We start from the raw sequence: 23,917 nt of genomic DNA on the forward strand, positions 1-23,917 counted from the left end.
TTTTTTTAAGCGGAGGCCAGTATGGCGTCGATATCCGCTTTCATCAGTTCACCACGCCAGCCGGTGAGCAGCTCTGGAGTGCGCGTCTGTGGACGAATGCCCCAGTGCACATTCAGCACCTGGTTGATTTGACGGCGTGAAGCCAATAACTCAGGGCTGAAACCACTGCTTTCGCTGGTTGCCTGCACCACCCCTTTGATTGCCTTAAAGATCTGCTTGTAGCCCGCATGGTCGATAAGATTAGGCAACGGTGCTGGCAAACTCGCTTCGTCGAGTTGCTGTGCCTGCTCAACCAAATCCAGCAAGGTTTTGCCATGGAAGCGAATCTCATGTCCGCCCAGTCCAAGGTGTGATAATTCGCCCAGCGAACCCGGCTGATAACGCGCGACTTTCCACAGGTTCTCTTCACGTACAATGAAGTTCACCGCCATATCTTTTTCACGCGCCAGACGCAGACGCCAGTCGGCCATCAACTGCAGTGCCGCAAGCTGACGCGGACGTAACTGCCAGGCGTTGGTAATATCGCGCCAGGCATCCTGTGGGTCCAGCACGTCGAGGCGACGTTGGCACAGGGTATTACACTCACTGAGTGCAGCGTTGAGCGTACCCGCTTCTTCCGCCTGTTTAACTAACTGGTGCGCAATTGGCAGCAGCCAGAAGACATCACCCGCCGCATATTCACACTGGCGTTCGGTTAACGGGCGCGCCAGCCAGTCGGTACGGGCTTCGCTCTTATCCAGTTCAACCTGATGATAATGCGCTACCATCGCGGCAAAGCCCCAGGAGAGGTTCTGCCCGGCAAACGCGGCCAGAATTTGGGTATCAATCATGGGTTGCGGCAGCACGGCGAAGCGGTGCAGGAACACTTCCAAATCTTCGCCACCGGCGTGGAGGAATTTCGTGACCGCGCTGTCCGTCAGCAAATCGATAAAGGGTTGCCAGTCGCGGATTTCTAGCGGATCGATTAATACCAGCTGTTCGCCATCATATAACTGGATCAGACCCAGTTGAGGATAGTAAGTCCGCGTACGCACGAATTCGGTATCCAGTGCGACAGCAGCGTGTTGGCGCGCTTGCTGACAAACTGCCGCCAGCGCCTGATCCTCGGTTATCAGTGAATAGTTCACGTTACATATTTCGCCATCCCTCCAAAGGGACGACGCCTCTAATTAGTACAACAAAAACGCCGGACAAGGCCGGCGTTCAACCATAAGGGTGGCGCAAACTACGCTGCGCCAGTTTTCACTTCGTCCCGCAGCGCGCGACGTAAAATCTTACCAACGTTGGTTTTAGGCAGTTCATCCCGGAACTCAATCACTTTCGGCACTTTGTAGCCCGTGAGCTGGCTGCGGCAGTGGCTCAACAGCTCTTCTTTGGTCAGGCTGGGATCTTTCTTCACGATACAGACTTTAACCGCTTCACCGGTTAAATCGCTCGGAATGCCGATGGCTGCCGCTTCACGCACTTTCGGGTGCTGCATCAGCACATCCTCAATCTCATTGGGATAGACATTGAAGCCCGAAACCAGAATCATATCTTTTTTACGGTCCACCACGCGGATAAAGCCTTCTGCGTCAACGGTAACAATATCACCGCTCAGGAGCCAGCCATTTTTCAGTGCTTCGTCAGTGGCTTCTGGCCGCTGCCAGTAGCCTTTCATCACCTGTGGACCACGGATGCACAGTTCTCCTGGTTCACCCAACGGCACCTCTTCACCCTGATCGTTCACCACACAGATATCCGTAGAGGGTACGGGTAAACCGATGCTACCGGTGTGATGTGTAATGTCATAGGGATTCACCGACACCAGCGGTGAGCACTCCGTCAGACCATACCCTTCCAGCAGGTAGTGACCGGTGAGTTTTTCCCAACGCTCAGCGACCGCATGATGCACGGCCATCCCACCGCCAGCCACCAGTCGCGCGGCAGAGAAGTCGATACGGGTGAAATTAGGATCATTCATCAGGGCATTAAACAATGTGTTTACCCCGGTAATGGTAGTGAAACGGAAGTTTCGCAGCGCTTTGACAAAGCCGGGAATATCACGCGGATTGGTGATCAGTAAATTGTGACCGCCCAAATCAATAAACAGCAGGCAGTTCACGGTGAGCGCAAAGATATGATAGAGCGGCAGCGGCGTCACAACCCGCTCTTCCCCAGGGCGCAGCAGTGAACCGTATGTTGCTTTAAATTGCTCCAGGTTTGCCTGGATGTTGCCATGGGTCAGCATCGCGCCTTTGGCAACGCCCGTGGTGCCACCGGTGTATTGCAGGAAAGCCAGATCGTCGTTGGTCACTTCAGGACGCTGATATTTCAGCGCTTCACCCTGACGTAAAGCCTGATGGAAGGAGATCGCCCCAGGGAGGTGGAACGACGGCACCAGACGTTTAATGTGCTTCACGACCGCATTCACCAACGTGCCTTTCAGCGCACCCAGCGCATCACCCAACTGAGTTAAGACAACGTGTTTCACCGCCGTTTCGCCGATCACTTTTTCCAGCGTATGGGCGAAGTTGGCCACAATCACAATCGCTTTCGCGCCGCTGTCCTGGAGTTGGTGTTTCAGCTCTCTGGGGGTATAAAGCGGATTCACATTCACCACGACCAGGCCCGCGCGCAGTACGCCCATCAACGCTACCGGGTATTGCAGCAAATTGGGCATCATTAACGCAACGCGATCGCCACGCTCTAACTGCAATCCGTGCTGCAACCAGGCGGCAAAAGCCCGACTCTGCTGCTCAAGTTGGTTGAATGACAGGCACTTGCCCATGTTTTCAAACGCGGTTTTGTCACCATAGCGTTCGACGGCCTGTTCAAACAGCTCAATCAGCGATTGATAGCGGTCTGCATTAATTTCTGCCGGCACATCTGCCGGATAGCGCTTTAGCCAAACCTTATTCAAGGATCCACCCCGATAATTATACTGAATCGCCATAGCCGCCTCGCTGGTTACGCATGAATTAACAATATTTTAACTGACTGTACCAGTTTGCTCTGCGTGGAATCGCAGCCTTGCGAGACGCATCACTAAAATCGCGTCGACTATGGCCCTGAAAAATAAAAGCCCGGTCGGGTGTGTCGCGACCGGGCTGAAAAATAAGTCAAAACAGCTGTCAGGATTACTCTGTCAGGATGGTATCAACCTGAGCCGGTGCCGGTGGGAAAGCCCAGAACGGCGGGGGTCCCCAGTAGCCACCCCGATGACGGGTTGGGCCATACCAAACCCAGTTATCCATGGGTGCAGCAGAAGACACAACCTGGCGCTGCATACGCCAACGTTGATAACCACGCACATCGACAACCACAAAATCGTAGCTTGCCTGACCCACTACCCCTTTTTCCGTACCTCGAATAGTACCCAGTACGGTGACATACTGATTAGCCACATCAACAGGATCGACGAAGCTGTGCACATCGGCATAGATTCGCCCTTTTGATGCGCTACCCAGAATCGGTCGCGCGCCCTCATCCAGCGGCTGGGTAGCAATTTCCAACCGCGTGACGCCATTGCGATTGGTCACCTGCACCACTTTACCGCCGAAGCGTGCTTCCTGGCCCACATACAGCTTAGGCGCATTGAGCACGCGAGTAATATCTTGCTGTGGTAATGCTGACGATCCTTTAATGCTATCCGGCACGCTGGCACAGCCACTTAATAGCAGGGCACAGCTCAACAGAACGCCGGAGATTCCTTTACGATTGATAGGCATAGCGTACCTCCTGGTCTTTCCTGCTTAGACTTACTAAATGAGAATAAGTTGCGTCTCAGTTAGCGTCCTGGCAGTTTTTTCCACGCCACTTCATTACGCAGATACACCGGTTCAGCCGCCTCTACCGCTACGGTTTTACCCGCTTGCCAGGCCTGCAGGGCCAGCGGCAGCATATCTTCGGCGGCAGGCAGCGTAACGCCACTGTCGCTGAGGGTCAGGCTATGGTTCTGTTGCAACTCAGGCCAGGCTTGCCAGCCAGTCCCCGCCGTTGCCCACTCGCCCTCCAGCGCCTGCATCCGGGCCAGGGCCGCCGCCGGTGAAAGCACGCTTTCTGTGGTTTCACCGTGCCAGACGCCATCGGCATCGCGCTGGTATTCTGCCCAGTACACTTCACCCATACGTGCATCGATCGCGGTGAGTACCTGACAGGCACCAGAGGTGCGCCATGCACCTTCAGCCAGCGTCATCAGCGTTGAAATACCCGCCATCGGCAGATTCGCGCCCAACGCCAGCCCCTGGGCGATACCAATCCCGATACGCACGCCGGTAAAACTGCCCGGCCCACGACCAAAGGCTAACAGATCAATCTCTTGTAATTTCAATGCCTGGGCGGTCAGCAGCTCCTGCACCAGTGGCAGAATACGTTGAGTGTGATCGCGTGGCGCAATCTCAAAGCGCGCATCCTGTTGCTCATGATTGAGCACGGCACAGGAGCAGGCTTCCGTTGCGGTGTCGAGGGCTAAAATTCGGGCAGACATAACATCCTCAGATGATTCAAAAACGGCGCGCATCTTAACACACGCCGGGGAAAATTACTGGCTGGGTTGCTGGCGAACGAACGCAATGGCCCGGTCGATACTGCGTGTGCGTGGCGTCGGCGGCAAACTGTTCAGGAACAGTGCGCCATAGGGCCGCGAAACCAGACGTTGATCGCAGATAACCAGCACGCCCCGGTCATCAACATCACGAATCAGTCGCCCTACGCCCTGTTTCAGGGTGATCACCGCATCAGGCAGCTGTACCTCTTTGAAAGGATCGCCCCCGCGCAAGCGGCAATCTTCCATGCGTGCCTTGAGTAAGGGATCTTCCGGGGAGGTAAACGGCAGCTTATCGATAATCACCAACGACAGCGCATCTCCCCGCACATCCACCCCTTCCCAGAAGCTGCTGGTCGCCACCAGCAGGGCATTACCGGCATCCAGGAACTGCTTCAGCAGCTGCCCTTTACTGGTTTCACCCTGCACTAAGACCGGCAAGGTCATAGAGGCCCGAAATTCTGCGGCTAACTCACGCATCATCAGGTGCGAGGTACAGAGGAAGAAACAGCGCCCTTTGTTCGCGTCGATCAGCGGTTTCATCATCGCCGCCAACTGACGGCCCCCACCGCGTTGGTTGGGCTCGGGAAGATTGCGCGGGACACACAACAAGGCTTGACGGGCATAATCAAACGGGCTGTCGAGAATCAGGGTTTTGGCGTTGGATACGCCGAGACGATCGGCAAAGTGCCCCATCTCATCATCCACCGCCAGCGTCGCGGAGGTAAAGACCCAGGCCGCTTTACGGTTATCCATCACCTCGCGGAAGCGCTCAGCGACAGAAAGCGGCGTCAGTGCGAGAACAAAATGGCGCGAACTGCATTCGTACCAGTAACTGAAACCGGGTTCATCAATATTGCGCAGCCGCTTGAGCCGCGTACGATACTGTGCGGCACGCTCATAGGCGGCATCCAGCAGCGCTGAGCGCCCGAGCGAAAGCTTTATGACGTCATAGCACAGCTCCAGCGCGTCATCCAGCAGCGTCAGCATGCGCATAATTTGCTGATCGCTCAGCAGATCGCGCAAATTGCCGCGATAGCCGGGATCGCCCAGCGTCAGCCGAAAATCTTGCGTGCACTGGCTGAGACGGTCAGCCACTTTTTGCAGCTGTTGCGTATCTCGCAGTTCCGTACGGTAGGCGATGGTAATGTCTTTCGCGAGGTCGAGTAGTTGGCGGCTGGCCAGCTGCTGACCAAAATACTGGCTGGCGATATCAGGAATTTGATGGGCTTCATCGAAGATCATCACTTCGGCATCGGGTATTAACTCCCCGAAGCCACTCTCTTTCACCACTAAATCCGCCAGAAACAGGTGATGGTTTACCACCACCACATCCGCATCCATCGCCTTTTTTCGCGCTTTAACCACGAAGCACTCTTTGTAGCGCGGGCAGTCACTGCCGAGGCAGTTGTCATTGGTGCTGGTCACCAGCGGCCACAACGGGCTGTCTTCTGCGACACCGCTACAACTGCTGACATCGCCATCCACCGTCACGCTGGACCAGCTCCGCAGCGTCATTAAGTCGCTCAACGCCTGATCGCGCAGCTCCCCGCCGCTCATGCTTTGCTGTTCCATCCGTTCGAGGCAGAGGTAGTTGGAACGCCCTTTCAGCAACGCCGTTTTACCTGCGAATTTCAGCGCTTTGCCGATGGTGGGTAAATCACGCCCGTATAGCTGATCCTGCAAGGCTTTTGACCCGGTAGAGATGATCACTTTTTTGCCTGCGCGCAGGGCTGGCGCAAGATAGGCATAGGTTTTACCGGTTCCGGTCCCGGCTTCCACCACCAGTTCCCCGCCCGTTTGTACTGCTTGCGCTACCGCTGTTGCCATTTCACGCTGCGCTTCACGCGGCTTAAAACCGGTAATGGCCTGCGCTAACACGCCATCGCTAGAAAAATCGTCTGCCACACACCCTCTCAGCCCGCAGAAAAAACAGGCCTATTATACGCAAATTGCTGCGGGTTGCATGACGTCGGCACCTTAACCCGCCAGGACACGCTTGCGGGATGCCGGGAACTTCTTCAGCTTTTTGGCCGGGCGAATAGGACGGCGCAGCAGTTCACCACCACAGTTTGGGCACTTACCATCAAGTTTATTTTCGGCGCAGGTGACACAGAACGTGCATTCAAATGAGCAAATTCGGGCATCAATGGAGTGAGGGGGCAAATCGATATCACAGCATTCGCAGTTAGGGCGCAGTTCCAGCATGGTTATCTCCTTATAAACAGAGGCCTGATAATGCCACTCCCCCGCCGTGCTGCACAGGATTTGCTGATTTCCGCAGGCCGCTTTTTTGCCGCCGCCAGCTATGACAGAATAACCGCCTGATGAATGCCCACGGTCGGGCAACGCGTTTAAGGATTTTAAAAATGACGATTACACGTATTGATGTGGCTCCACGCATGAGCGAAGCGGTGATCCACAATGACACCGTTTACTACACCAGCGTACCCGAAGACCTGACGGGCGATGCAGAAGCGCAAACCGCAGACGCACTGGCGGTGATTGACAGAATTCTGGCGCGTGTCGGCAGTGATAAGAGCAAAATTCTCGATGCCACCATTTTCCTGACGGAAAAAGCCGATTTTGCCGCGATGAACCGTGCCTGGGATGCGTGGGTCTCGCCGGACAATGCGCCAGTGCGTTGCACCGTACAAGCCGGCTTAATGGACCCACAGTTCAAAGTAGAAATTAAAGTGATTGCGGCACTTTAAACGCGGTCAGTCGTTAGTCTTCGTCGTGTTCTTCATCTTCGAAGCGCATCGCAATCGCCTCGCCCTGATACGTTTCGCGGATCTCCTGCGCCACCAGGGCGATGGCCTGACCACTGGACATCCCTTCAGACATTAACTGATGGATACGCTCCACTGCCTGCTGTTGCTGCTCATGGGACAGTGCCGGTAAACCTGTAAACATAGTGCTCTCCTGATTTTCAGCCGGGTATTATTTCACGGGTAACATTCTGGTGCCAGCCGGGAAAATTTATGTCAGGCTAAGCGCCTCGCTGTAAGACAAAAAGACTCATGACTGCTAAAACGTTATCTTTAGAGTATACGCCACAGGCGTTATCCAATTGGTTCGCGCCTGTGGCTGCTCAGCCGTGGGCGATGCTCCTCAGCTCCGCGCATGCCGAACATCGCGACAGCCGCTTTGATATCATGACGGCGGCCCCACTGGCGACCTTAATCACCCAGGGATCAGTAACCCGAATTGAACAGGCAAGCGGGTGCGAAGAGCACACTGCCGACCCGCTGCAACTGTTGCAGGAGATGCTGGAACAGCACTGCCCGAAGCAGCCTGAACAGCCCGATCTGCCGTTTCTCGGCGGCGCGTTAGGGCTGTTTGGCTATGACTTAGGCCGACGCTTTGAAAGCCTGCCACAGCAGGCCCGTCACGACCTCAACACGCCAGATATGGCGGTCGGGATCTACGACTGGGCGCTGATAGCCGATCATCAGCGACAACGCCTGACGCTGGTGTGCCAGCACGATCCTGCGGCACGACTGACGTGGCTCCGGCAGCAGCAATGCGCCGCAAACGTCCCTTTCCACCTGACGTCTGGCTGGCAATCCAATATGACGCGGGCAGAGTATGGCGAGCGCTTCCAGGCCGTGCAGGATTACATCCGTGCCGGAGACTGCTACCAGATCAACCTTGCCCAGCGCTTCCAGGCGAGCTACGAAGGTGATGAGTGGCAGGCATTTTGCCAGTTGAATCAGGCCAACCGTGCACCTTTCAGTGCTTTTTTACGCCTGCCCACCAGCACCATTTTGAGTTTCTCGCCGGAACGTTTTCTCTGGCTGCGGGAAGGTGAAATTGAAACCCGACCGATCAAGGGCACGCGCCCGCGTATGCCTGATGAAGCGGCCGACCGTGAACAGGCTTTAGCGCTGGCAACGGCGGAGAAAGATCGCGCCGAGAACTTAATGATTGTCGACCTGCTGCGCAATGATATTGGCCGGGTTGCCCAGCCTGGTAGCGTGACGGTGCCGGACCTGTTTGTGGTAGAGCCCTTCCCGGCGGTACACCATCTGGTCAGCACCATTCGCGCACGTTTAACCCCCACCTTACAGGCCAGCGATCTGCTGCGCGCCTGTTTCCCCGGTGGCTCAATCACCGGTGCGCCAAAAATCCGGGCCATGGAAATCATTGATGAACTGGAACCCCACCGCCGCAACGCCTGGTGTGGCAGCATTGGCTACATCAGCAGCTGTGGCACGATGGATACCAGCATTACCATCCGTACGCTGATTGCTGAAGGCCAGCAACTTTACTGTGCAGCGGGCGGTGGCCTGGTGGCTGACAGCCAGGTGGATGCCGAATACGAAGAAACATTCCACAAACTGAGCCGTATTCTGCCCGCGCTGGAGGAAACCGGGAAATGAGTCAACTCACGCTGGATCAGTTTATTACCCGCTTCCAGCTCCATCAGCCCGTTGCCGGATATCAGGCGCCCGCGCAGCGCCATGCCGCCGTGCTGGTGCCGGTTATTGCGCGCCCACAGCCTGGCCTGCTACTGACTCGCCGCTCACTGGCGCTGCGTAAACACGCCGGGCAGGTGGCATTTCCTGGCGGGATGCAGGATGCGGAAGATCGTGATGCTAATGCAACCGCACTGCGCGAAACCTGGGAAGAGGTCGGGATTACGCCGGATCGCGTGCGGGTGATTGGACAGCTTCCTCCGGTAATCAGCAGCACCGGTTTTCAGGTGACGCCAGTGGTGGGGGTGATTGCCCCCGATTTTACCCTCACCCTCAATCCCACTGAGGTGGAAAGCGCCTTCGAAATGCCCCTGGCTGAGGCATTGCGTATCAGCCGTTACAGCGCACTGGATATTGAGCGTGCCGGAAAACGCCACGCAGTGTGGCTTTCGTGGTATCAGGATTACTTTGTCTGGGGCATGACCGCAGGCATCATTCGCGCTTTGGGACAACAAATCGCCTGGTAACCAGGCGATTCAGCACAATATTCTGCTTTTTCACGCTCTACCCCGCCACTCCCGCTTAAATAAGTTTTTTCTCAGCACTGCATAAGTTAATTTCATGCGAAAAGCCACATCTTTTTCTGCACGGATCGTTACTATTAGCCCCATAAACTGCTGTGGCAGCAATAATTATTATTTGTGAGAGGTGTCTCCCGTGATTAGCGTATTCGACATGTTCAAAGTGGGCATCGGCCCATCCAGTTCCCATACCGTAGGCCCGATGAAAGCGGGCAAACAGTTCGTAGAGTTGCTGGTTGAGCAGGGAAAATTACTCGACGTGACGCGGATTGCCGTAGATGTGTATGGCTCCCTCTCTTTGACCGGTAAAGGCCACCACACGGATATCGCCATTATCATGGGACTTTCAGGTGCCGCGCCCGATACGGTAGACATTGACGCTATTCCGGCATTTATTCAGGACGTTGAGCAGCGCCAGCGCCTACTCCTCGCGAATGGCCAGCACGAGGTAGATTTCCCGCGTGAAGGTGGCATGGTGTTCCGCAGTGATAACCTGCCACTGCATGAAAACGGGATGCGCGTGCTGGCCTTTTCCGGCGAACATCTGATCCTGAGCAAAACCTACTACTCCATCGGCGGCGGATTTATCGTCGATGAAGAACATTTTGGTAAATCCGTACTGGATGAAGTCAGCGTGCCGTGGCCGTTCAATTCGGCGAAAATGCTGCTCAGCCACTGTCAGGAGACCGGGCTTTCCCTGTCTGGGGTAGTGATGAAAAACGAACTGGCGCTCCACAGCAAAGCTGAAATTGAATCCTACTTCACGCAAATCTGGCAGACCATGCAGGCCTGTATCGATCGCGGTCTTAATACCGAGGGCGTGCTGCCTGGCCCATTACGCGTGCCGCGCCGTGCCGCCTCCTTGCGCCGCCTGTTGGTCTCCTCCACCAAACACTCCAGCGACCCGATGAACGTCATCGACTGGATCAATATGTTTGCCCTGGCCGTGAACGAAGAAAATGCCGCGGGAGGACGTGTAGTCACTGCGCCGACCAACGGCGCTTGTGGCATCGTGCCGGCGGTATTGGCCTACTACGACCACTTTATCGAAAAGGTGACGCCGGAAATCTTTATCCGCTACTTCCTCGCTTCAGGGGCCATTGGCGTGCTGTACAAAATGAATGCCTCCATCTCCGGCGCAGAGGTGGGTTGCCAGGGTGAAGTGGGCGTGGCCTGTTCAATGGCTGCCGCCGGTCTGGCGGAGTTACTCGGTGCCAGCCCGGAACAGGTGTGTGTCGCCGCCGAGATCGGCATGGAGCATAACCTTGGCCTCACCTGCGATCCCGTTGCAGGCCAGGTGCAGGTTCCCTGTATTGAACGCAATGCTATCGCTGCAGTAAAAGCGATCAATGCGGCACGCATGGCACTGCGCCGTACCAGTGAACCTCGCGTTTCACTGGATAAAGTGATTGAGACCATGTACGAGACCGGTAAGGACATGAATGCCAAATATCGCGAGACTTCGCGCGGTGGCCTGGCGATCAAGGTCCAGTGCGACTAGTGACAGTGTCACTAAAATAAATTCACCACCCTGACGCAATATTCAAACAGTCAGCGCTGTCACATTGCCCGCAAACGCTGTAGATTGTTGTTCCACGTGATCTTTTCAGTTCACGTGGTCATCGAAACCACTTTATTTCGCAGCACGGCTAAATTTGCGACGTGCCATGCCGATAACTTTTCCGTCAGGTTGGTTTTTTTTATTGTCTTTGGAAGGTGGTTACTGATGCACATGGCCCAGCAATCTGTTGGCAAATTTCGCCGTCAGCGTTTGCTGATCGCGCTGGTCGTTGCCGCTATGGTGCTGCTGCTGACGCTGACCTTCCGCTTTGTTCAGGCGCGTTCAAATATCGAACAGCGCTCACAGGACTTTGCCAACAGCGCTATCGATCGCTTTGACCGGATGCTTTCGCCACTCGACGTATCAGCCAGCAATACCCTGGGTCTGGTCGGTGTGCCCTGCCAGAACGTCCGTTTTCCCCTGATTGAAAAAATTGCGGCGCTGCAAACAGTGCGCGCAATGCTATTGGTGGATCAGGACACCATCTACTGCTCCAGCATTTACGGTGAACGTAATCTCTCCTTCAGCCTGGCCTTTCCTGAACTGGCGCTGAATGGTCAACGTATGCTGTTAACCACCGACGCCTGGCTGCTGAAAGGATCGCCGGTTCTACTGCTCTGGAGCCCCAAGTCGCTGGACAATCGCTCCGGTATCGTGCAGATCGTCAATATTGAACTCCTCAGCAATTACCTGCTGGTGCCAGAGTTGCCCTGGGTCGAGCGCGCTATTTTCAATGTGGGCAATGAAAGCCTGGAATACGGTAATCCGCTGCTTGAAGGTACGATGCCGGCAGAAGATGAAGTGAAGTTTGAGCAAGCCTCACTGCGCTATCCCTACACCATTACGCTGTATGGCCCTGCCCCCTGGCGATTAGCACTGGCCACACTTCCCGGGCAACTGCCGCTCGCACTGCTGCTGAGCCTACTGTTTGGTTACATCGTCTGGATGGCCACCGCCAACCGTATGAGCCTGAGCTGGCAGATCAATTACGGCATCGGCGCCGATGAGTTTAGAGTGTATTGCCAACCGTTAATTGATGGCCGCAACGGCGAGTGCGCCGGCATTGAACTACTCCTGCGCTGGCACAACCCTCGCCATGGCTGGGTCGCGCCGGATGTGTTTATCCCGCTGGCAGAACGCCACAACCTGATTGCGCCTTTAACCCGCTTTGTCATTAGCAAGGTGGTTGAGCAGTTGCCGCAACTGCCGCAACATAGTGATTTCCATATCGCGCTTAACGTTGCCGCCAGCCATTTTCGCGACTGCGAAATTGTGCATGATCTGGAAGCATTATGGTGGCCAGCCGAGCCAGGCCCCAGGCTGGTGCTGGAGTTAACCGAGCGTGATGCGCTGCCGGTGGTGGATCAGCAGGTTGTGGCGATGCTGCATAAAGTGGGCGTACAACTGGCGATTGACGATTTTGGCACCGGACACAGTTCGCTAGCCTACCTGAAAGATTTACAGCCCGATATCCTGAAAATCGATAAAATTTTCACCGCTGCGATCGGCACGGATGCGATTAATGCCACCGTTACGGATATGGTGATTTCCCTGGCTCAGCGGCTGAATATCAGCCTGGTGGCCGAGGGTGTCGAAACCGCAGAGCAGGCAGAGTATCTCCGCCTGCGCGCTGTAGATGTTCTACAGGGCTACTTCTTTGCCCGGCCAATGCCAATAGAAGATTTTTCGAACTGGCTGCGGCAGTTTGAGATGCAGCGCAGCCAGGTGCACATGAACAGTGCCAGCGCCACACAGGGCACGCTGGCCTGACACTCAGAAGAACCCAAGCGGCTGGACGCTGTAGCTCACCAGCAGATTTTTGGTTTGCTGGTAATGGTCGAGCATCATTTTGTGGGTTTCACGCCCGATGCCCGATTTCTTATAGCCGCCGAAAGCCGCATGGGCCGGATAGAGGTGGTAGCAGTTGGTCCAGACGCGTCCGGCTTTAATCGCCCTGCCGACCCGATATGCACGGTTAATATCCCGCGTCCACACCCCAGCCCCGAGACCATAGATAGAATCATTGGCAATCGCAATTGCTTCGGCTTCATCCTTAAAGGTGGTGATACCCACCACGGGCCCAAAGATCTCCTCCTGGAACACCCGCATACTGTTAGTCCCTTTCAGCAGCGTAGGCTGAATGTAGTAACCGCTGGCAAGCGAGCCTTCCAGGATTTCTACTGCTCCCCCGTGCAGCACTTCTGCCCCTTCCTGCTGCGCAATCTCCAGATAGGAGAGAATTTTGTCGAATTGCTGCTGCGATGCCTGAGCACCAATCATCGTTTCGGTATCTAATGGGTCACCACGCTTAATGGTTTTCACCCGTTTCAACACCGCCGCCATAAATGGCTCATAAATGGACTCTTGTACCAGTGCGCGTGACGGGCAAGTGCATACCTCACCCTGGTTCAGGAAACCTAACACCACGCCTTCTGCCGCTTTCTCAATAAAACTCTCTTCCGCCTGCATAATATCTTCAAAGAAGATGTTCGGTGATTTACCACCCAACTCCACGGTAGAGGGGATCAAACTTTTGGCGGCCAGCTCAAGAATATGTCCGCCGGTGGCGGTTGAGCCAGTAAAGGCTACCTTTGCGATGCCGGGATGCGAAGCCAGCGCCTCACCCGCCTCTTTGCCATAACCATGTACGATATTCACCACCCCTTTGGGCAGCAAATCCTGAATCAGATCGACAAACAGCGTAATTGACAGCGGGGTCTGCTCGGCGGGTTTCAATACCACGCAGTTACCCGCCCCTAACGCCGGAGCCAGTTTCCACGCGGCCATCAGCAGTGGGAAGTTCCACGGGATGATCTGCGCCACCACGCCCAGTGGCTCATGAAAATGGTATGCCGCCGTGAACTCATCAATTTCAGCGGCACTGCCCTCCTGAGCACGCACACACCCGGCAAAATAGCGGAAATGATCCACAGCCAACGGCAGATCCGCCGCCAGCGTCTCGCGTACTGGTTTGCCGTTGTCCCAGGTTTCATTCAGGGCCATGTACTCAAGATTTTGCTCCAACCGGTCTGCAATTTTTAGCAGAACCAGGGAGCGCTGCTGGGGTGATGTTTTGCCCCAGCTATCTGCCGCAGCCTGTGCCGCATTGACCGCGAGGTTTACGTCATCACCATCGGATCGCGGAAACTCACCAATGGTCGAACTGTTGATGGGTGAGGTGTTGACGAAATAATTCCCGTTGACGGGGGCAACGAATTCGCCGTTGATGAAGTTGTGATAGCGCGCTTGCAGTGTAATCAGGGAACCCGGCTCGCCCGGTGCAGCATAACGCATGATGTCTCTCCTTCAGGCTTGAATTTAACAACCACAAAACATGCAATTAACATGGTGGATAAATGCCAGCTTGTCAGATCGCCTCTGCGTAAACTGTGAGCGGGATGGAGGAAAAACGTTATCGTTTCGGGCCGGAAAATTCTGAGTTTAGGCCGCATGACGCAAATAGACGAAACTTGTCCCGGCGTTGTGGTCAATATGGGAGAGATGACAAATAAGGAGACCGGCATGTTAGCTTCCGCTTTCACTATGATGCGTGCCAAGGCTGATTTTGTGCAGCAGTTCATTCGTAATCCGCGCGCAATCGGCAGCATAACGCCATCCTCTGAAGCACTGTGCCGAGCCATGACAGAGGCTGTTAATCTGCAACGCCCGCTGCGTATTGCAGAACTGGGTGCAGGAGACGGCGTACTGACCCGACAAATTCTGCTGCGCATGGGGTCAAAATGTCAGTTGGATGCGTTTGAAATTAGCCCGCCGCTGGTTGAGAAACTGCATCAGATTAACGATCCCCGCTTGCACGTGCGGGCTTGCTCAGCAGAGCTGCTGAGCGGTGAGTATGATGTGGTATTTTCCGGCTTGCCGCTGCTGTCGCTAGCGCCCGCTTTGCGTAACACTATTCTGGCCGCGGTACACGATGTCCTGGGCACCCATGGGGTTTTTGTCCAGTTCCAATACACATCTCTGACGCAGCCGGATCTGTCACGTTACTTTACCTGGCAACGCCAGCGAGTGTTAAAAAACGTCCCGCCAGCGTGGGTTTATCGCTGCACCCGTCACTACGCGCCCTGAGCCGCACTCAACGGACGCGTTTGCTGCCAAAAGGCTTCAATCAACGCACGTGCCCAGTCTTTGCCCTGCACGTCCTGGCTTTCGTCGAGAATACCGGGCGGCGTGCAGGCAATCATAATGCGGCGATCAAATTCTGGGTGGAACTGTACGGACAGCGCCTGTGGGCTGTAGCGCAGGATCTGGCAGCCATCGCTAGCCGATGCCGCCAACACCGTCGCGTTTGACGGCGGCACCAGCACTGACTGCCGGTGAGACAGCCAGGCACTGAACTGGGCGGGAAATGCCGCCAGCAGTGGATCTTGCTGAATGGCTGGGGCACTCACTAGCGGTAACAAACCCCGCTCCCAGCCGTGCGGATTATCATCCACCTTTCCGCCGAGCGCATAGGCCATCAGTTGGTGCCCATAACAGACGCCTAACAGCGGCAATTTCGCATCAACCGCCGCACGTACCCAGGCCGCCGTGCGCTCACTCCATTCGGCATGATCCGTCACCATCGCCCAGGAACCACTCAGGATAGCGCCGCTGACTGTGCCAAATTCCGGCAGCGATTCACCGAGATCCGGTCGCACAATGACATACTCATCAGGCTGGAGTGCTAACGCCTCAACAAACCACTGCGACTGTTCGCCAATTTTGGCGGCGACGTGTGCGGGAGGAACTTCAAGTTGAATTAAAGCCAGGGGTAAAGCCGTGCTAGCGGTCATACGTGCAGGTGTCCTCGTCTTAGGTGCGATGCGAATCTCAGTCTGCCAGTAAACCTACAACCTGTCTTATATTTTTCCTGAAATTGGTGCACAGTTTTTTTACTGTAGGCACAGCTAATCCCCCTGGTTCATGTCAAGATAGGCTTATCATGTCGTCACTCGCACAATAAGGAACTGCTGTGGCAACCCGGCATTTTTTTCTGATTTTACTGGTGGTTTCGCTGTGGGCATTTAACAACATCGCGGTGAAGTGGGGCCTGTATGAACTGCCTCCGCTGTTCCTCACGTGGATGCGTTTTGTCGTTGTTGCTCTGCTGCTGGTGCCATTTTGTCGTATTAACCGCCAGCAACTTCCCTGGCTCCTGCTGCTGGGTTTTACCTTTGGCTTTTTGCATTTCTCGCTGCTGTTTGTCGGTATGCGCTACACCGATGCGGGCACCGGTGCGATTGTCGTGCAACTGGGCACACCGATTGCGATGTTGCTGGCCATGGTGGTGTTGAAAGAGAAACTCCGTCCCATACAGCTGTTCGGCATTATGATTTCTCTCAGCGGGGTTGTGGTCCTGGCAGGCAGCCCGACGATCCCGGCCTGGTGGGTATTGCTGATCTTGATCTGTAGCGCAACGGGCTGGGCTATCAGTAATCTGATTGTGAAAAAATCACCGCCGATTCCCCCGCTCACCATGACTGGCTGGATCGCGCTTTTCGCTTTGCCGGTGGTGGGCCTGGCCTCACTGACACAGGAGAGTGAACAACTGACTGCACTGCGTCATGCGGGATGGCACGGCTGGTTTGGTATTTTCTACAGCGCCATTGCTTCTTCCATTGTGGCTTATACCCTGTGGTACTGGCTGCTGAAGAAATATAACGTCAATCTGATCATGCCCTATTCGCTGCTGACGCCGGTGCTGTCGGTCATCATGGGGATTTTATTCCTTGGTGATAGCCTGAACAGCTTCAAGATTTTGGGGGCTGCACTGGTGGTGCTCGGCACCGCTATCGCGGTCGTCAACTTGCGCAATTTGCGGATGCACGCGCGTTTTCCCCGCCTGCGCCGCCGCTAAAATCCCCTGCTATGCTTTGCGGCAGACTTAAAGGAGCCAAAATGGACCGTTTACTCGCACAGTCGCTGTGGCAAGAGATGAACACAGCGCTCTATCCAGATACTCTGCCCCGTGCCGTTCCCCTCTGGCAGGAGCCGCAGGGTTATGCTTCCGCCTTTGCGGTGAGCGAGTTGGCAGCCACCTCAATGGGCCTCGCCACCCAGGCAGTGGCGGAGTTGATCGTATCGCCTCATCCAGTGAGTGTGAATGTGCGTCTCGCTTCACGCTGGTTTAGCAGTAGCTTTAAGCCACTGAATCGTCCCCCTGCCGAGCTATGGGATGCGTTCGCGGGGGATTATGCAGGTGCTGACGGCTGGATCCGCCTCCATACCAACGCGCCACACCATCGTGCGGCGATGGAAGCGGTATTGGGCAAAAGCGACCATCGCGAGCAACTGGCCGAACGGGTTGCCCAGTGGCGCGTGGAGGAACTGGAGCAGTTAATTGTTGAGGCTGGAGGCTGTGCCGCAGTAATGCGCAGTGCTGAGGAGTGGCAACGGCACCCGCAGGGGCAGGCGGTCCAGCAGGAAGCCCTGATTCAGTGGCACCCTGCGCCAGCGGCAAAAAAACCGCACTGGCTACTGCCTCCAGCCCGCCCGCTGTTGGGCATCAAAGTGCTGGATTTAACCCGCATCATCGCCGGTCCGGTAGCAACGCGTTTTCTCGCCGGGTTGGGAGCAGAAGTACTGCGCATTGATCCTCCGGGCTGGCAAGAACCCTCGCTGGATGAAGAGATCACCTGCGGCAAGCGTCGTGCGGTGTTAGACCTGAAGCGCAGCGAAGGACTACAGCATCTGCGCCAGTTACTCGCGCAGGCTGATGTGTTAGTACACGGCTACCGCGCCGATGCACTGGAAAGGTTGGGCCTTGATGCGGAAGAGAGACAACGTATTGCACCGGGATTGGTGGATATCTCGTTAAATGCCTGGGGCTGGAACGGCCCGTGGCGCAACCGACGCGGCTTTGATAGCCTGGTGCAAATGGGATGTGGTATTGCCGAGGCAGGCATGCACTGGAGCGGTAACCCGCGGCCAACGCCATTACCGGTGCAGGCACTGGATCACGCCACGGGCTATCTGATGGCCGCCGCCGCGCTGCAAGGCCTGCGGCAGCGGCAGATTCATGGACATGGCAGCCGGGCACAACTTTCCCTGGCCCGCACCGCACATTTACTGATTCAGCACCCCAGCGTGACGCCTGCCAGTGGCATCACGGCAAAAGCCGGTGATGCACTGACCGCGCTGGAACTGACGCCATGGGGCATCGGCGAGCGACTGCATGCCGCCACCCATCTCCCCGGTACGGCGCAAATATTCAGCCGACCAGGCTCACTGCCAGGCAGCAGCAACGCACAGTGGTGACGCTCAGGCGTCATCACCCTCTTCGTCATCTTCACCCTGTTCAGCTTCAATTTCTGCCAGCTCTTCGCGCATCGCCTGAATCGCCTCGCGGCTCAGTGCCGCCAGAGTACGGTAGAACGGCGTAGTCGCATGTGCTTCTACTTTGCCAAGGAAGGAGCCACACCATGGCATCAGGTATTCATCAAACAACTCGCTGAGGGCCTGGAATTCATCCGCCTCCGCATGATCTTCCAGCCAGGATGCTGCCAGCAGCAAAACACCAAAGTGGTCGGCTGGGGCTTCGCTTAATGGCATACCGCGCGCTGACAGGAAAGCACGAATTTCCGCTTCCGGTTTGCCCTGTGGCCACTGTGAGGCATAAGGGGAGACGCGACACTCGGTGCCAATAAACAGCGCGTTATAGTCACTCGCCAACGCCTGGGGATCGCTATCTTTTTCCAGCCGTTGCAGCAGTTCATCCTGCTCCAGCGGCCACTGCGCCCGCAGTTTGCCCTCTTTCAAGGCGGTGAACAACGGCACCAACAATGGATCCTGAGGTTGGCGGTTAAACAGAGTACCAATAACGCGACACAGGATAGAAAACTCATTCATGCAACAATGTTCCTTGAGAAAGCAGACAAAAAGAGGGGTAAACACACGCTATGCACGCCATTAGACACGTCTCAGGCGGGAAAAGCCACAGCCTGTTCAACACCTGAGAGTGTAAACTGGCAACGTCTGCTCACACTGTACCGAACTCCGTAACTTATCCAGACTAGCGGCTTACATCTAACCCACGCATTCTCACAATCTATCCATCTTTATTTTCAGTCATCGGGCTACAATTCCGCCCCCTGGAGGTATTTATGAGATTGTGCTTTCACCCTGACCTGGCATTGATTTTGTTGCCGGTGGCCTGTTATCTGCTGTTTAAACTGATGAAGCCTTGATGACGGCAGGCACCTGCCGTCACGTCAGCTCACCGGCAGGTTGCAGCGCAATAATCTGCGTGAGATCAGAGTCCCGCGACCAGCCCTGAGGGCGGCCTCGCCTCTTTACTCTCTCTTTGATGTATTTTTTCTGCACCCATAAAAAACCATCATTTTTTTAACTCAGTTCAATCACACCAACTTAGTGTTTAAAATCATTATGATAAATGAAAAACTTTCGATGGATGACAGTACATCAGCAGGAAAGTGATAAGATAAGCCGTTATCAACACATGAAAAAACGGCCAACCTGCCATGACAAACTCTCAAAACAAAAAGAAAAAAGTGACTCTCGCCGACGTTGCCGCAGAGGCCGGTGTTGGCCAGGCTACGGTGGATCGCTTTTTGAGCGGCCGTACCACGGTGAAGCCATCGACCGCCGATAAAATTAGCCGTGCTATGGCTAAATTAGATTATCGCCCCGTTAATTCCAGCAGTTCGGTGGAAGCATTAACGTTCGATCACATTTCGCCCGCCAGGATCGGCTTTATATTCCCGTCGGTCTCCGACAGCATGTACGATACGTTGCTTAATGGATTAAAAGAAAAACTCGCCCAAACATTTAAAAGCTCACCGGATATTATTGTTTATGAATGTGACATTCAAAACCATGCTGCGGTGGCATTATTAATTGAGACGTTGAGTCATAAAGTGGGTTATATAGGATTAGTCGCGCTGGATGATCCTATCATTGGCCTGTCAATTAAAACTGCTGCGGATTCAGGCGTGAAAATCTTTACCTTATTCTCTCCTCTCGCCGATTACGGGCAGGTTGCTCACCTCGGTCTTGATGACAGAAAAGCAGGCAGAAGTGCAGCGTGGATAGCCTACAAGCTGCTCAAGGAAGGCGACAATGTTGCTATATTTCAAGGTCATAACCGGTTCTTGTGTCAGGAAGTTTGCGAGATTAGCTTCAGATCTTATTTCCGCGAAAAAAATGTCAATATCAATATTCTGGGTCCAGTCCTGACGCATGAAAAGATCGAACTGGCGCGTAAAGAGACGCTAAGTCTCGTCAATAAAAATGCCAAAGTGGATCTGGTTTATGCCCCATGCGGGGGCGTCGTGGGTATTATTGATGCTCTGAAAGAAAATGAAAACAAAAAGAACACCTTCTTGATCTGCCATGGCCCGTTCCCAGGTTGGCAAGCCATGCTCATTAATGATGCAGTCGATGTTATTATTTATCATGACATTCACGGCCTGATAGAAAATATCACCAAAGTCATCAATACCGATTTTCAAACGGCAGCTTCGCCTCTGTTTATGCCGGTAAATTTTGAAATAAAAATGCGCGAAAATATTTAATTCGCCACCATCGCGTTATGCACCTGGACCCTGCCGGTCAACCGCAGGGTTCACTCATCGCTATCGACTGAAAGTGTATCCCCCTGATGCTGGCCTCACCAGTGATCAATCGCTCTCAACTCATTTCCCCCTTTTCCCGGCAAAATCCTCACTCTTGAGACAACGAGCTGTATAAAAATCCCTCATTAGCACCCGGTTGCAAATCGTCGAATTGATCACAAAAAAATTTGCAATCGGGTGCAAAGATCAAACATAATCGCAACATTAGTAGGGGATAGCCATTAACCCTCATTTTGATAGTTTTCCATCATTTAAGGCTATAAGCGGTAATGTGTGACCTGAACTAACAAGGCTGCGGGCGTATCTGAGCAAAAAATGACACTGCAAAATAGCAGGCGAATGTGGGTGGCAGCGAGAAAGCTGTCATGGCGCTAATGACCAACGCATGGCGATGAAACTGGCATCGTTGGCTCCTTACACCCAGGTAATTTTTTATCGTTGAGTCATGTCATCCAGACACGGGATAAAAACAGACAAATATTTTATAGGGTACTGACTGTCCATTTCATCAGCTGATCAATGCGTCAGTTTTAGGGACGGGCGTTATTTCGCCTCGGGTTATTTTTATGTGATTTTATTATCACAGGAAATACTGCGCCTGAATAAATGCAAGGTCGTGTTCTTTTACAGGGCGAGTATGTGAAAACATACTCATTTTTACTATGTCACAAGCATAGAGACAGTGCGGCTGGTATTTTATCAGCTTGTTGAAGGTATTATTTATGAACCGAAGAGAAGCACTCTTTTCCTTGAGTTCAATCGTGGCGACGCTCACGGTTGCACCTAAACTTCGTGCCGAAGAATTGCACAATGTGCCGTTAGAAACACAGCTTAATGCCGACCATACGCCGCAACCCGCGTGGGAAAAAGGCTATCAGGTCCTTACCGATGAGAACGACCGTAAAACCCTTACCGCCATCTTCGATCGCCTGATTCCAGCAGATAAACTGGGCCCTTCCGCCAGTGAAGCGGGCTGTATCGAGTTTGTCGATAGCCAACTGGCAGGCGACTACGGCAGCGGTGCTGCACTCTATCTTGAGGGTCCGATGAACCCACAAAATGAAGCCGCGATCATGGGCAGCCCACAATTCCTGAGCACCCCGCGTGAACGCTACTTAACCGGTTTAAAGGCCTTACACCGCTGGTCACAGGCGCACCTTAATAAGCCTTTTTTTGAACTGGAGAGCACGCAGATTGATGCCTTCCTGACAGAAATGGAAAAAGGGAAAGTCGACTTAGGTGGCGATATTAATAGCCAGGCACTGTTTGAGTTAATGTTACAAAATGCGCGCGAGGGTTATCTCGCCGATCCTGTCTATGGCGGCAACAAAAATATGGTCGGCTGGAAAATGATTGGTTTCCCCGGCGCACGTTATGATTATCGCCCTTATATTGACCGTCGTAATGAAAATCTTCAATTAATCCCCGTTAGCCTGATCCCTGATAATTAATCCCGGAGCTGTAAAATGTCGTTAATAAGAAAAAAAGCGGATGTTGTCATCGTCGGCTTAGGCTGGGCGGGTTCCGTCATGGCGGAAGAACTTACCCGTGCAGGACTCGAAGTGGTTGCGATTGAACGAGGTGCCTGGCGTGACACCTCAACGGATTTCCCCCCTGCTGTGGACCCCGATGAACTACGCTGGCATACCCGGCGCAAAATCATGCAGCCGATGAGTGTAGAAACCACCACGTTCCGCAATCGTAGCGATCAAGATGCCGCGCCGGTGCGCAACTGGTCTGCATTCCAGTTTGGCTGGAACGTTGGTGGCGCAGGAACACACTGGGCGGGCATGTCCTGGCGTTTCACACCGTGGGATTTTGAAGTTGCCACACAAACCCGTGAACGCTATGGCGCGGACAAAATGAAAGGACTCCAGCTACAAGACTGGGGGGTGACCTACAGTGAAATGGAGCCGTTTTACGATCGTTTTGAACGTATTGCCGGGACGTCTGGCAAAGCGGGGAATTTAAACGGACAACCCCAACAGGGAGGCAATGTCTTCGAAGGCCCACGTCAACGTGACTACCCTACTCCGCCACTCAAAGACACGCACTGGATGAGTAAGTACCGCAATACCACGGAAAAGATGGGATATCATCCGTTCACCGTGCCAGCAGGTAACATTTCTCAGGCCTATGTGAACCCGTTAGGCGTCACCATGGGTCCATGCACTTACTGCGGATTTTGCGATTTTCACGGCTGCGGCAACTTCTCTAAATCTTCGCCGCAGGCCTGTATTCTTCCGGCTCTAATGCGCCGTAAAAACTTTACGCTGCTGACGAATACCGAAGTGTTACATGCGGTTAAGCATGCAGACGGTAAAACGGTGACCGGCGTGAAGTTTATCTCTGAAGACGGTAAAGAGGGCTTCCAGCCTGCGGATATCGTCTGCATCACCGCGTACCAAATGGATAACGTGCGTCTGATGTTGCTCTCTGGCGTTGGCGAGCAATACGACCCACGCACCGGTCGCGGCACCATCGGGCGCAACTATAACTATCAAACCTGCTCCAGCGTCACCGGCTTCTTTGATAATGAATATATGAATCCGTTTATTGGCGGCGGCGCGCTGGCGGTGCAGATCGACGATTTTAACGGTGATAACTTCGACCATAGCCAGCTGGACTTCATTGGTGGGGCCGGCATCATGGGCTTCTCCACCAATGGCCGTCCGATTCAGAACATGAATGGACTGCGCCCAGGCACGCCGCGCTGGGGTAGCGCATGGAAAGCAGGCTATGCCCGCGATTACCAGACGGCAGGCACCATTTTCTGCCAGGGCACCTCAATGCCGGTGCGTGAAGCCTTCCTTGACCTCGATCCGGTCTATAAAGACCGTCACGGCCAACCGCTGATCCGCATGACCTTCGACTGGAATAAAAACGATATCCGGATGGCAAATTACGTTACCGACCGCGCCATCAATATCATGAAGGAAGTGGGTGGTCAGCATCTGGTGGTGGATAACCAGACGGAGAAAAGCTGGAACCCCTATATGCAGCACAGCTCGCACACCATTGGCGGCGCGGTAATGGGGGCAGACCCAACCACCTCTGCACTTAACCCTTACCTGCAAAGCTGGGATGCCCACAATCTGTTCGTGGTGGGTGCCTCGGCATTTCCTAACAATGGCGGATACAACCCAACGGTCACGGTGGGCGCATTAGCGGTTCGTGCAGCACAGGCTATCTACCAGAAATACATCAACAATCCATCACCACTGGTAGGAGCATAA

The 23,917-nt window shown here is 54.3% G+C and carries 21 protein-coding genes; 11 read left to right on the top strand and 10 right to left on the bottom strand.

From position 1 onward, the window contains the following. Positions 1-5 precede the first annotated feature (5 nt). The 6 genes from rnd to B880_RS0105295 form a co-directional block, all read right to left on the bottom strand. Complete coding sequence (gene rnd / locus B880_RS0105270; RefSeq protein ID WP_017346333.1) at positions 6-1,127, bottom strand: ribonuclease D; 1,122 nt, start codon at positions 1,125-1,127, stop codon at positions 6-8. 98 nt (positions 1,128-1,225) lie between these two features. Next, the gene (fadD, locus tag B880_RS0105275) at positions 1,226-2,902 is read right to left on the bottom strand and encodes a long-chain-fatty-acid--CoA ligase FadD (RefSeq protein WP_157060510.1); all 1,677 of its coding nucleotides are present in this window, start codon (positions 2,900-2,902) and stop codon (positions 1,226-1,228) included. A gap of 217 nt (positions 2,903-3,119) precedes the next feature. Further along, positions 3,120-3,710, bottom strand: coding sequence for a Slp family lipoprotein (locus B880_RS0105280; protein WP_017346335.1), 591 nt, complete (start codon positions 3,708-3,710; stop codon positions 3,120-3,122). 59 nt (positions 3,711-3,769) lie between these two features. After that, a complete protein-coding gene (gene tsaB, locus B880_RS0105285; protein ID WP_026042437.1) occupies positions 3,770-4,468 on the bottom strand; it encodes a tRNA (adenosine(37)-N6)-threonylcarbamoyltransferase complex dimerization subunit type 1 TsaB in 699 nt (232 codons plus the stop codon). A 54-nt stretch (positions 4,469-4,522) separates the two neighbouring features. Beyond that, entirely contained in the window at positions 4,523-6,433 is a 1,911-nt protein-coding gene (locus tag B880_RS0105290; protein WP_017346337.1) for an ATP-dependent DNA helicase, read from the bottom strand. 72 nt (positions 6,434-6,505) lie between these two features. After that, positions 6,506-6,733 carry a DUF1272 domain-containing protein gene (locus B880_RS0105295; RefSeq protein ID WP_017346338.1) on the bottom strand — a complete coding sequence of 76 codons (228 nt, stop codon included), beginning with the start codon at positions 6,731-6,733 and terminating at the stop codon, positions 6,506-6,508. A gap of 161 nt (positions 6,734-6,894) precedes the next feature. On the opposite strand from B880_RS0105295, the gene B880_RS0105300 reads away from it, so the two are divergent. Continuing rightward, complete coding sequence (locus tag B880_RS0105300) at positions 6,895-7,239, top strand: RidA family protein (protein WP_017346340.1); 345 nt, start codon at positions 6,895-6,897, stop codon at positions 7,237-7,239. Between the two features lie 13 nt (positions 7,240-7,252). Here the strand turns inward: B880_RS0105300 and B880_RS0105305 are convergent, their stop codons facing one another. Next, on the bottom strand, positions 7,253-7,441 hold the full coding sequence (locus B880_RS0105305; RefSeq protein WP_017346341.1) for a YoaH family protein: 189 nt from the start codon (positions 7,439-7,441) through the stop codon (positions 7,253-7,255). Between the two features lie 107 nt (positions 7,442-7,548). Here B880_RS0105305 and pabB point away from each other — a divergent pair, with 107 nt between their 5' ends. The 4 genes from pabB (at position 7,549) to B880_RS24745 (ending at position 12,858) form a co-directional block, all read left to right on the top strand. After that, positions 7,549-8,910 (top strand): aminodeoxychorismate synthase component 1, encoded by a 1,362-nt coding sequence (pabB, locus tag B880_RS0105310; RefSeq protein WP_017346342.1) that lies wholly within the window; start codon positions 7,549-7,551, stop codon positions 8,908-8,910. Then, positions 8,907-9,473, top strand: coding sequence for a CoA pyrophosphatase (locus B880_RS0105315; RefSeq protein WP_017346343.1), 567 nt, complete (start codon positions 8,907-8,909; stop codon positions 9,471-9,473). Before pabB ends, B880_RS0105315 begins: the two co-directional genes overlap by 4 nt. 190 nt (positions 9,474-9,663) lie before the next feature. Then, positions 9,664-11,028: an L-serine ammonia-lyase gene (locus B880_RS0105320; RefSeq protein WP_017346344.1), complete on the top strand. Its 1,365-nt coding sequence runs from the start codon at positions 9,664-9,666 to the stop codon at positions 11,026-11,028. A gap of 225 nt (positions 11,029-11,253) precedes the next feature. After that, positions 11,254-12,858 (top strand): EAL domain-containing protein, encoded by a 1,605-nt coding sequence (locus B880_RS24745; RefSeq protein ID WP_017346345.1) that lies wholly within the window; start codon positions 11,254-11,256, stop codon positions 12,856-12,858. 3 nt (positions 12,859-12,861) lie between these two features. Here B880_RS24745 and exaC read toward each other — a convergent pair whose 3' ends face one another. Further along, a complete protein-coding gene (gene exaC / locus B880_RS0105330; RefSeq protein WP_017346346.1) occupies positions 12,862-14,382 on the bottom strand; it encodes an acetaldehyde dehydrogenase ExaC in 1,521 nt (506 codons plus the stop codon). Between the two features lie 228 nt (positions 14,383-14,610). On the opposite strand from exaC, the gene B880_RS0105335 reads away from it, so the two are divergent. Next, entirely contained in the window at positions 14,611-15,174 is a 564-nt protein-coding gene (locus tag B880_RS0105335; RefSeq protein ID WP_017346347.1) for a class I SAM-dependent methyltransferase, read from the top strand. On the opposite strand, the gene B880_RS0105340 is transcribed toward B880_RS0105335, so the two are convergent. Continuing rightward, positions 15,162-15,881 carry a glutamine amidotransferase gene (locus B880_RS0105340; RefSeq protein ID WP_017346348.1) on the bottom strand — a complete coding sequence of 240 codons (720 nt, stop codon included), beginning with the start codon at positions 15,879-15,881 and terminating at the stop codon, positions 15,162-15,164. The genes B880_RS0105335 and B880_RS0105340 overlap by 13 nt on opposite strands. Before the next feature lie 179 nt (positions 15,882-16,060). Here B880_RS0105340 and B880_RS0105345 point away from each other — a divergent pair, with 179 nt between their 5' ends. Together B880_RS0105345 and B880_RS0105350 are read left to right on the top strand one after the other, a co-directional pair. Next, positions 16,061-16,945, top strand: a complete 885-nt coding sequence (locus B880_RS0105345) for a DMT family transporter (RefSeq protein ID WP_017346349.1) — start codon at positions 16,061-16,063, stop codon at positions 16,943-16,945. Between the two features lie 41 nt (positions 16,946-16,986). Beyond that, positions 16,987-18,345, top strand: a complete 1,359-nt coding sequence (locus B880_RS0105350) for a CoA transferase (RefSeq protein ID WP_017346350.1) — start codon at positions 16,987-16,989, stop codon at positions 18,343-18,345. Between the two features lie 3 nt (positions 18,346-18,348). Here the strand turns inward: B880_RS0105350 and B880_RS0105355 are convergent, their stop codons facing one another. After that, positions 18,349-18,936 carry a TorD/DmsD family molecular chaperone gene (locus B880_RS0105355; protein ID WP_017346351.1) on the bottom strand — a complete coding sequence of 196 codons (588 nt, stop codon included), beginning with the start codon at positions 18,934-18,936 and terminating at the stop codon, positions 18,349-18,351. A 632-nt stretch (positions 18,937-19,568) separates the two neighbouring features. On the opposite strand from B880_RS0105355, the gene B880_RS0105365 reads away from it, so the two are divergent. The 3 genes from B880_RS0105365 (at position 19,569) to B880_RS0105375 (ending at position 23,917) form a co-directional block, all read left to right on the top strand. After that, complete coding sequence (locus B880_RS0105365; RefSeq protein WP_017346352.1) at positions 19,569-20,621, top strand: LacI family DNA-binding transcriptional regulator; 1,053 nt, start codon at positions 19,569-19,571, stop codon at positions 20,619-20,621. A gap of 782 nt (positions 20,622-21,403) precedes the next feature. Next, positions 21,404-22,132 carry a gluconate 2-dehydrogenase subunit 3 family protein gene (locus B880_RS0105370; RefSeq protein WP_017346353.1) on the top strand — a complete coding sequence of 243 codons (729 nt, stop codon included), beginning with the start codon at positions 21,404-21,406 and terminating at the stop codon, positions 22,130-22,132. Between the two features lie 15 nt (positions 22,133-22,147). Next, on the top strand, positions 22,148-23,917 hold the full coding sequence (locus B880_RS0105375; protein ID WP_017346354.1) for a GMC family oxidoreductase: 1,770 nt from the start codon (positions 22,148-22,150) through the stop codon (positions 23,915-23,917).

The sequence above is a fragment of the Pantoea sp. A4 genome, from assembly GCF_000295955.2.
Classification (GTDB): Bacteria; Pseudomonadota; Gammaproteobacteria; order Enterobacterales; family Enterobacteriaceae; genus Pantoea; species Pantoea multigeneris.

Bases quoted from the DNA above. Each gene is read 5' to 3' on its own strand.
- B880_RS0105305 (WP_017346341.1), bottom strand. From the start codon at position 7,441: ATGTTTACAGGTTTACCGGCACTGTCCCATGAGCAGCAACAGCAGGCA.
- tsaB (WP_026042437.1), bottom strand. From the start codon at position 4,468: ATGTCTGCCCGAATTTTAGCCCTCGACACCGCAACGGAAGCCTGCTCC.
- B880_RS0105300 (WP_017346340.1), top strand. From the start codon at position 6,895: ATGACGATTACACGTATTGATGTGGCTCCACGCATGAGCGAAGCGGTG.
- B880_RS24745 (WP_017346345.1), top strand. From the start codon at position 11,254: ATGCACATGGCCCAGCAATCTGTTGGCAAATTTCGCCGTCAGCGTTTG.
- B880_RS0105315 (WP_017346343.1), top strand. From the start codon at position 8,907: ATGAGTCAACTCACGCTGGATCAGTTTATTACCCGCTTCCAGCTCCAT.
- B880_RS0105375 (WP_017346354.1), top strand. From the start codon at position 22,148: ATGTCGTTAATAAGAAAAAAAGCGGATGTTGTCATCGTCGGCTTAGGC.
- exaC (WP_017346346.1), bottom strand. From the start codon at position 14,382: ATGCGTTATGCTGCACCGGGCGAGCCGGGTTCCCTGATTACACTGCAA.
- pabB (WP_017346342.1), top strand. From the start codon at position 7,549: ATGACTGCTAAAACGTTATCTTTAGAGTATACGCCACAGGCGTTATCC.
- B880_RS0105295 (WP_017346338.1), bottom strand. From the start codon at position 6,733: ATGCTGGAACTGCGCCCTAACTGCGAATGCTGTGATATCGATTTGCCC.
- B880_RS0105340 (WP_017346348.1), bottom strand. From the start codon at position 15,881: ATGACCGCTAGCACGGCTTTACCCCTGGCTTTAATTCAACTTGAAGTT.
- B880_RS0105280 (WP_017346335.1), bottom strand. From the start codon at position 3,710: ATGCCTATCAATCGTAAAGGAATCTCCGGCGTTCTGTTGAGCTGTGCC.
- B880_RS0105350 (WP_017346350.1), top strand. From the start codon at position 16,987: ATGGACCGTTTACTCGCACAGTCGCTGTGGCAAGAGATGAACACAGCG.
- B880_RS0105355 (WP_017346351.1), bottom strand. From the start codon at position 18,936: ATGAATGAGTTTTCTATCCTGTGTCGCGTTATTGGTACTCTGTTTAAC.
- B880_RS0105365 (WP_017346352.1), top strand. From the start codon at position 19,569: ATGACAAACTCTCAAAACAAAAAGAAAAAAGTGACTCTCGCCGACGTT.
- B880_RS0105370 (WP_017346353.1), top strand. From the start codon at position 21,404: ATGAACCGAAGAGAAGCACTCTTTTCCTTGAGTTCAATCGTGGCGACG.
- B880_RS0105335 (WP_017346347.1), top strand. From the start codon at position 14,611: ATGTTAGCTTCCGCTTTCACTATGATGCGTGCCAAGGCTGATTTTGTG.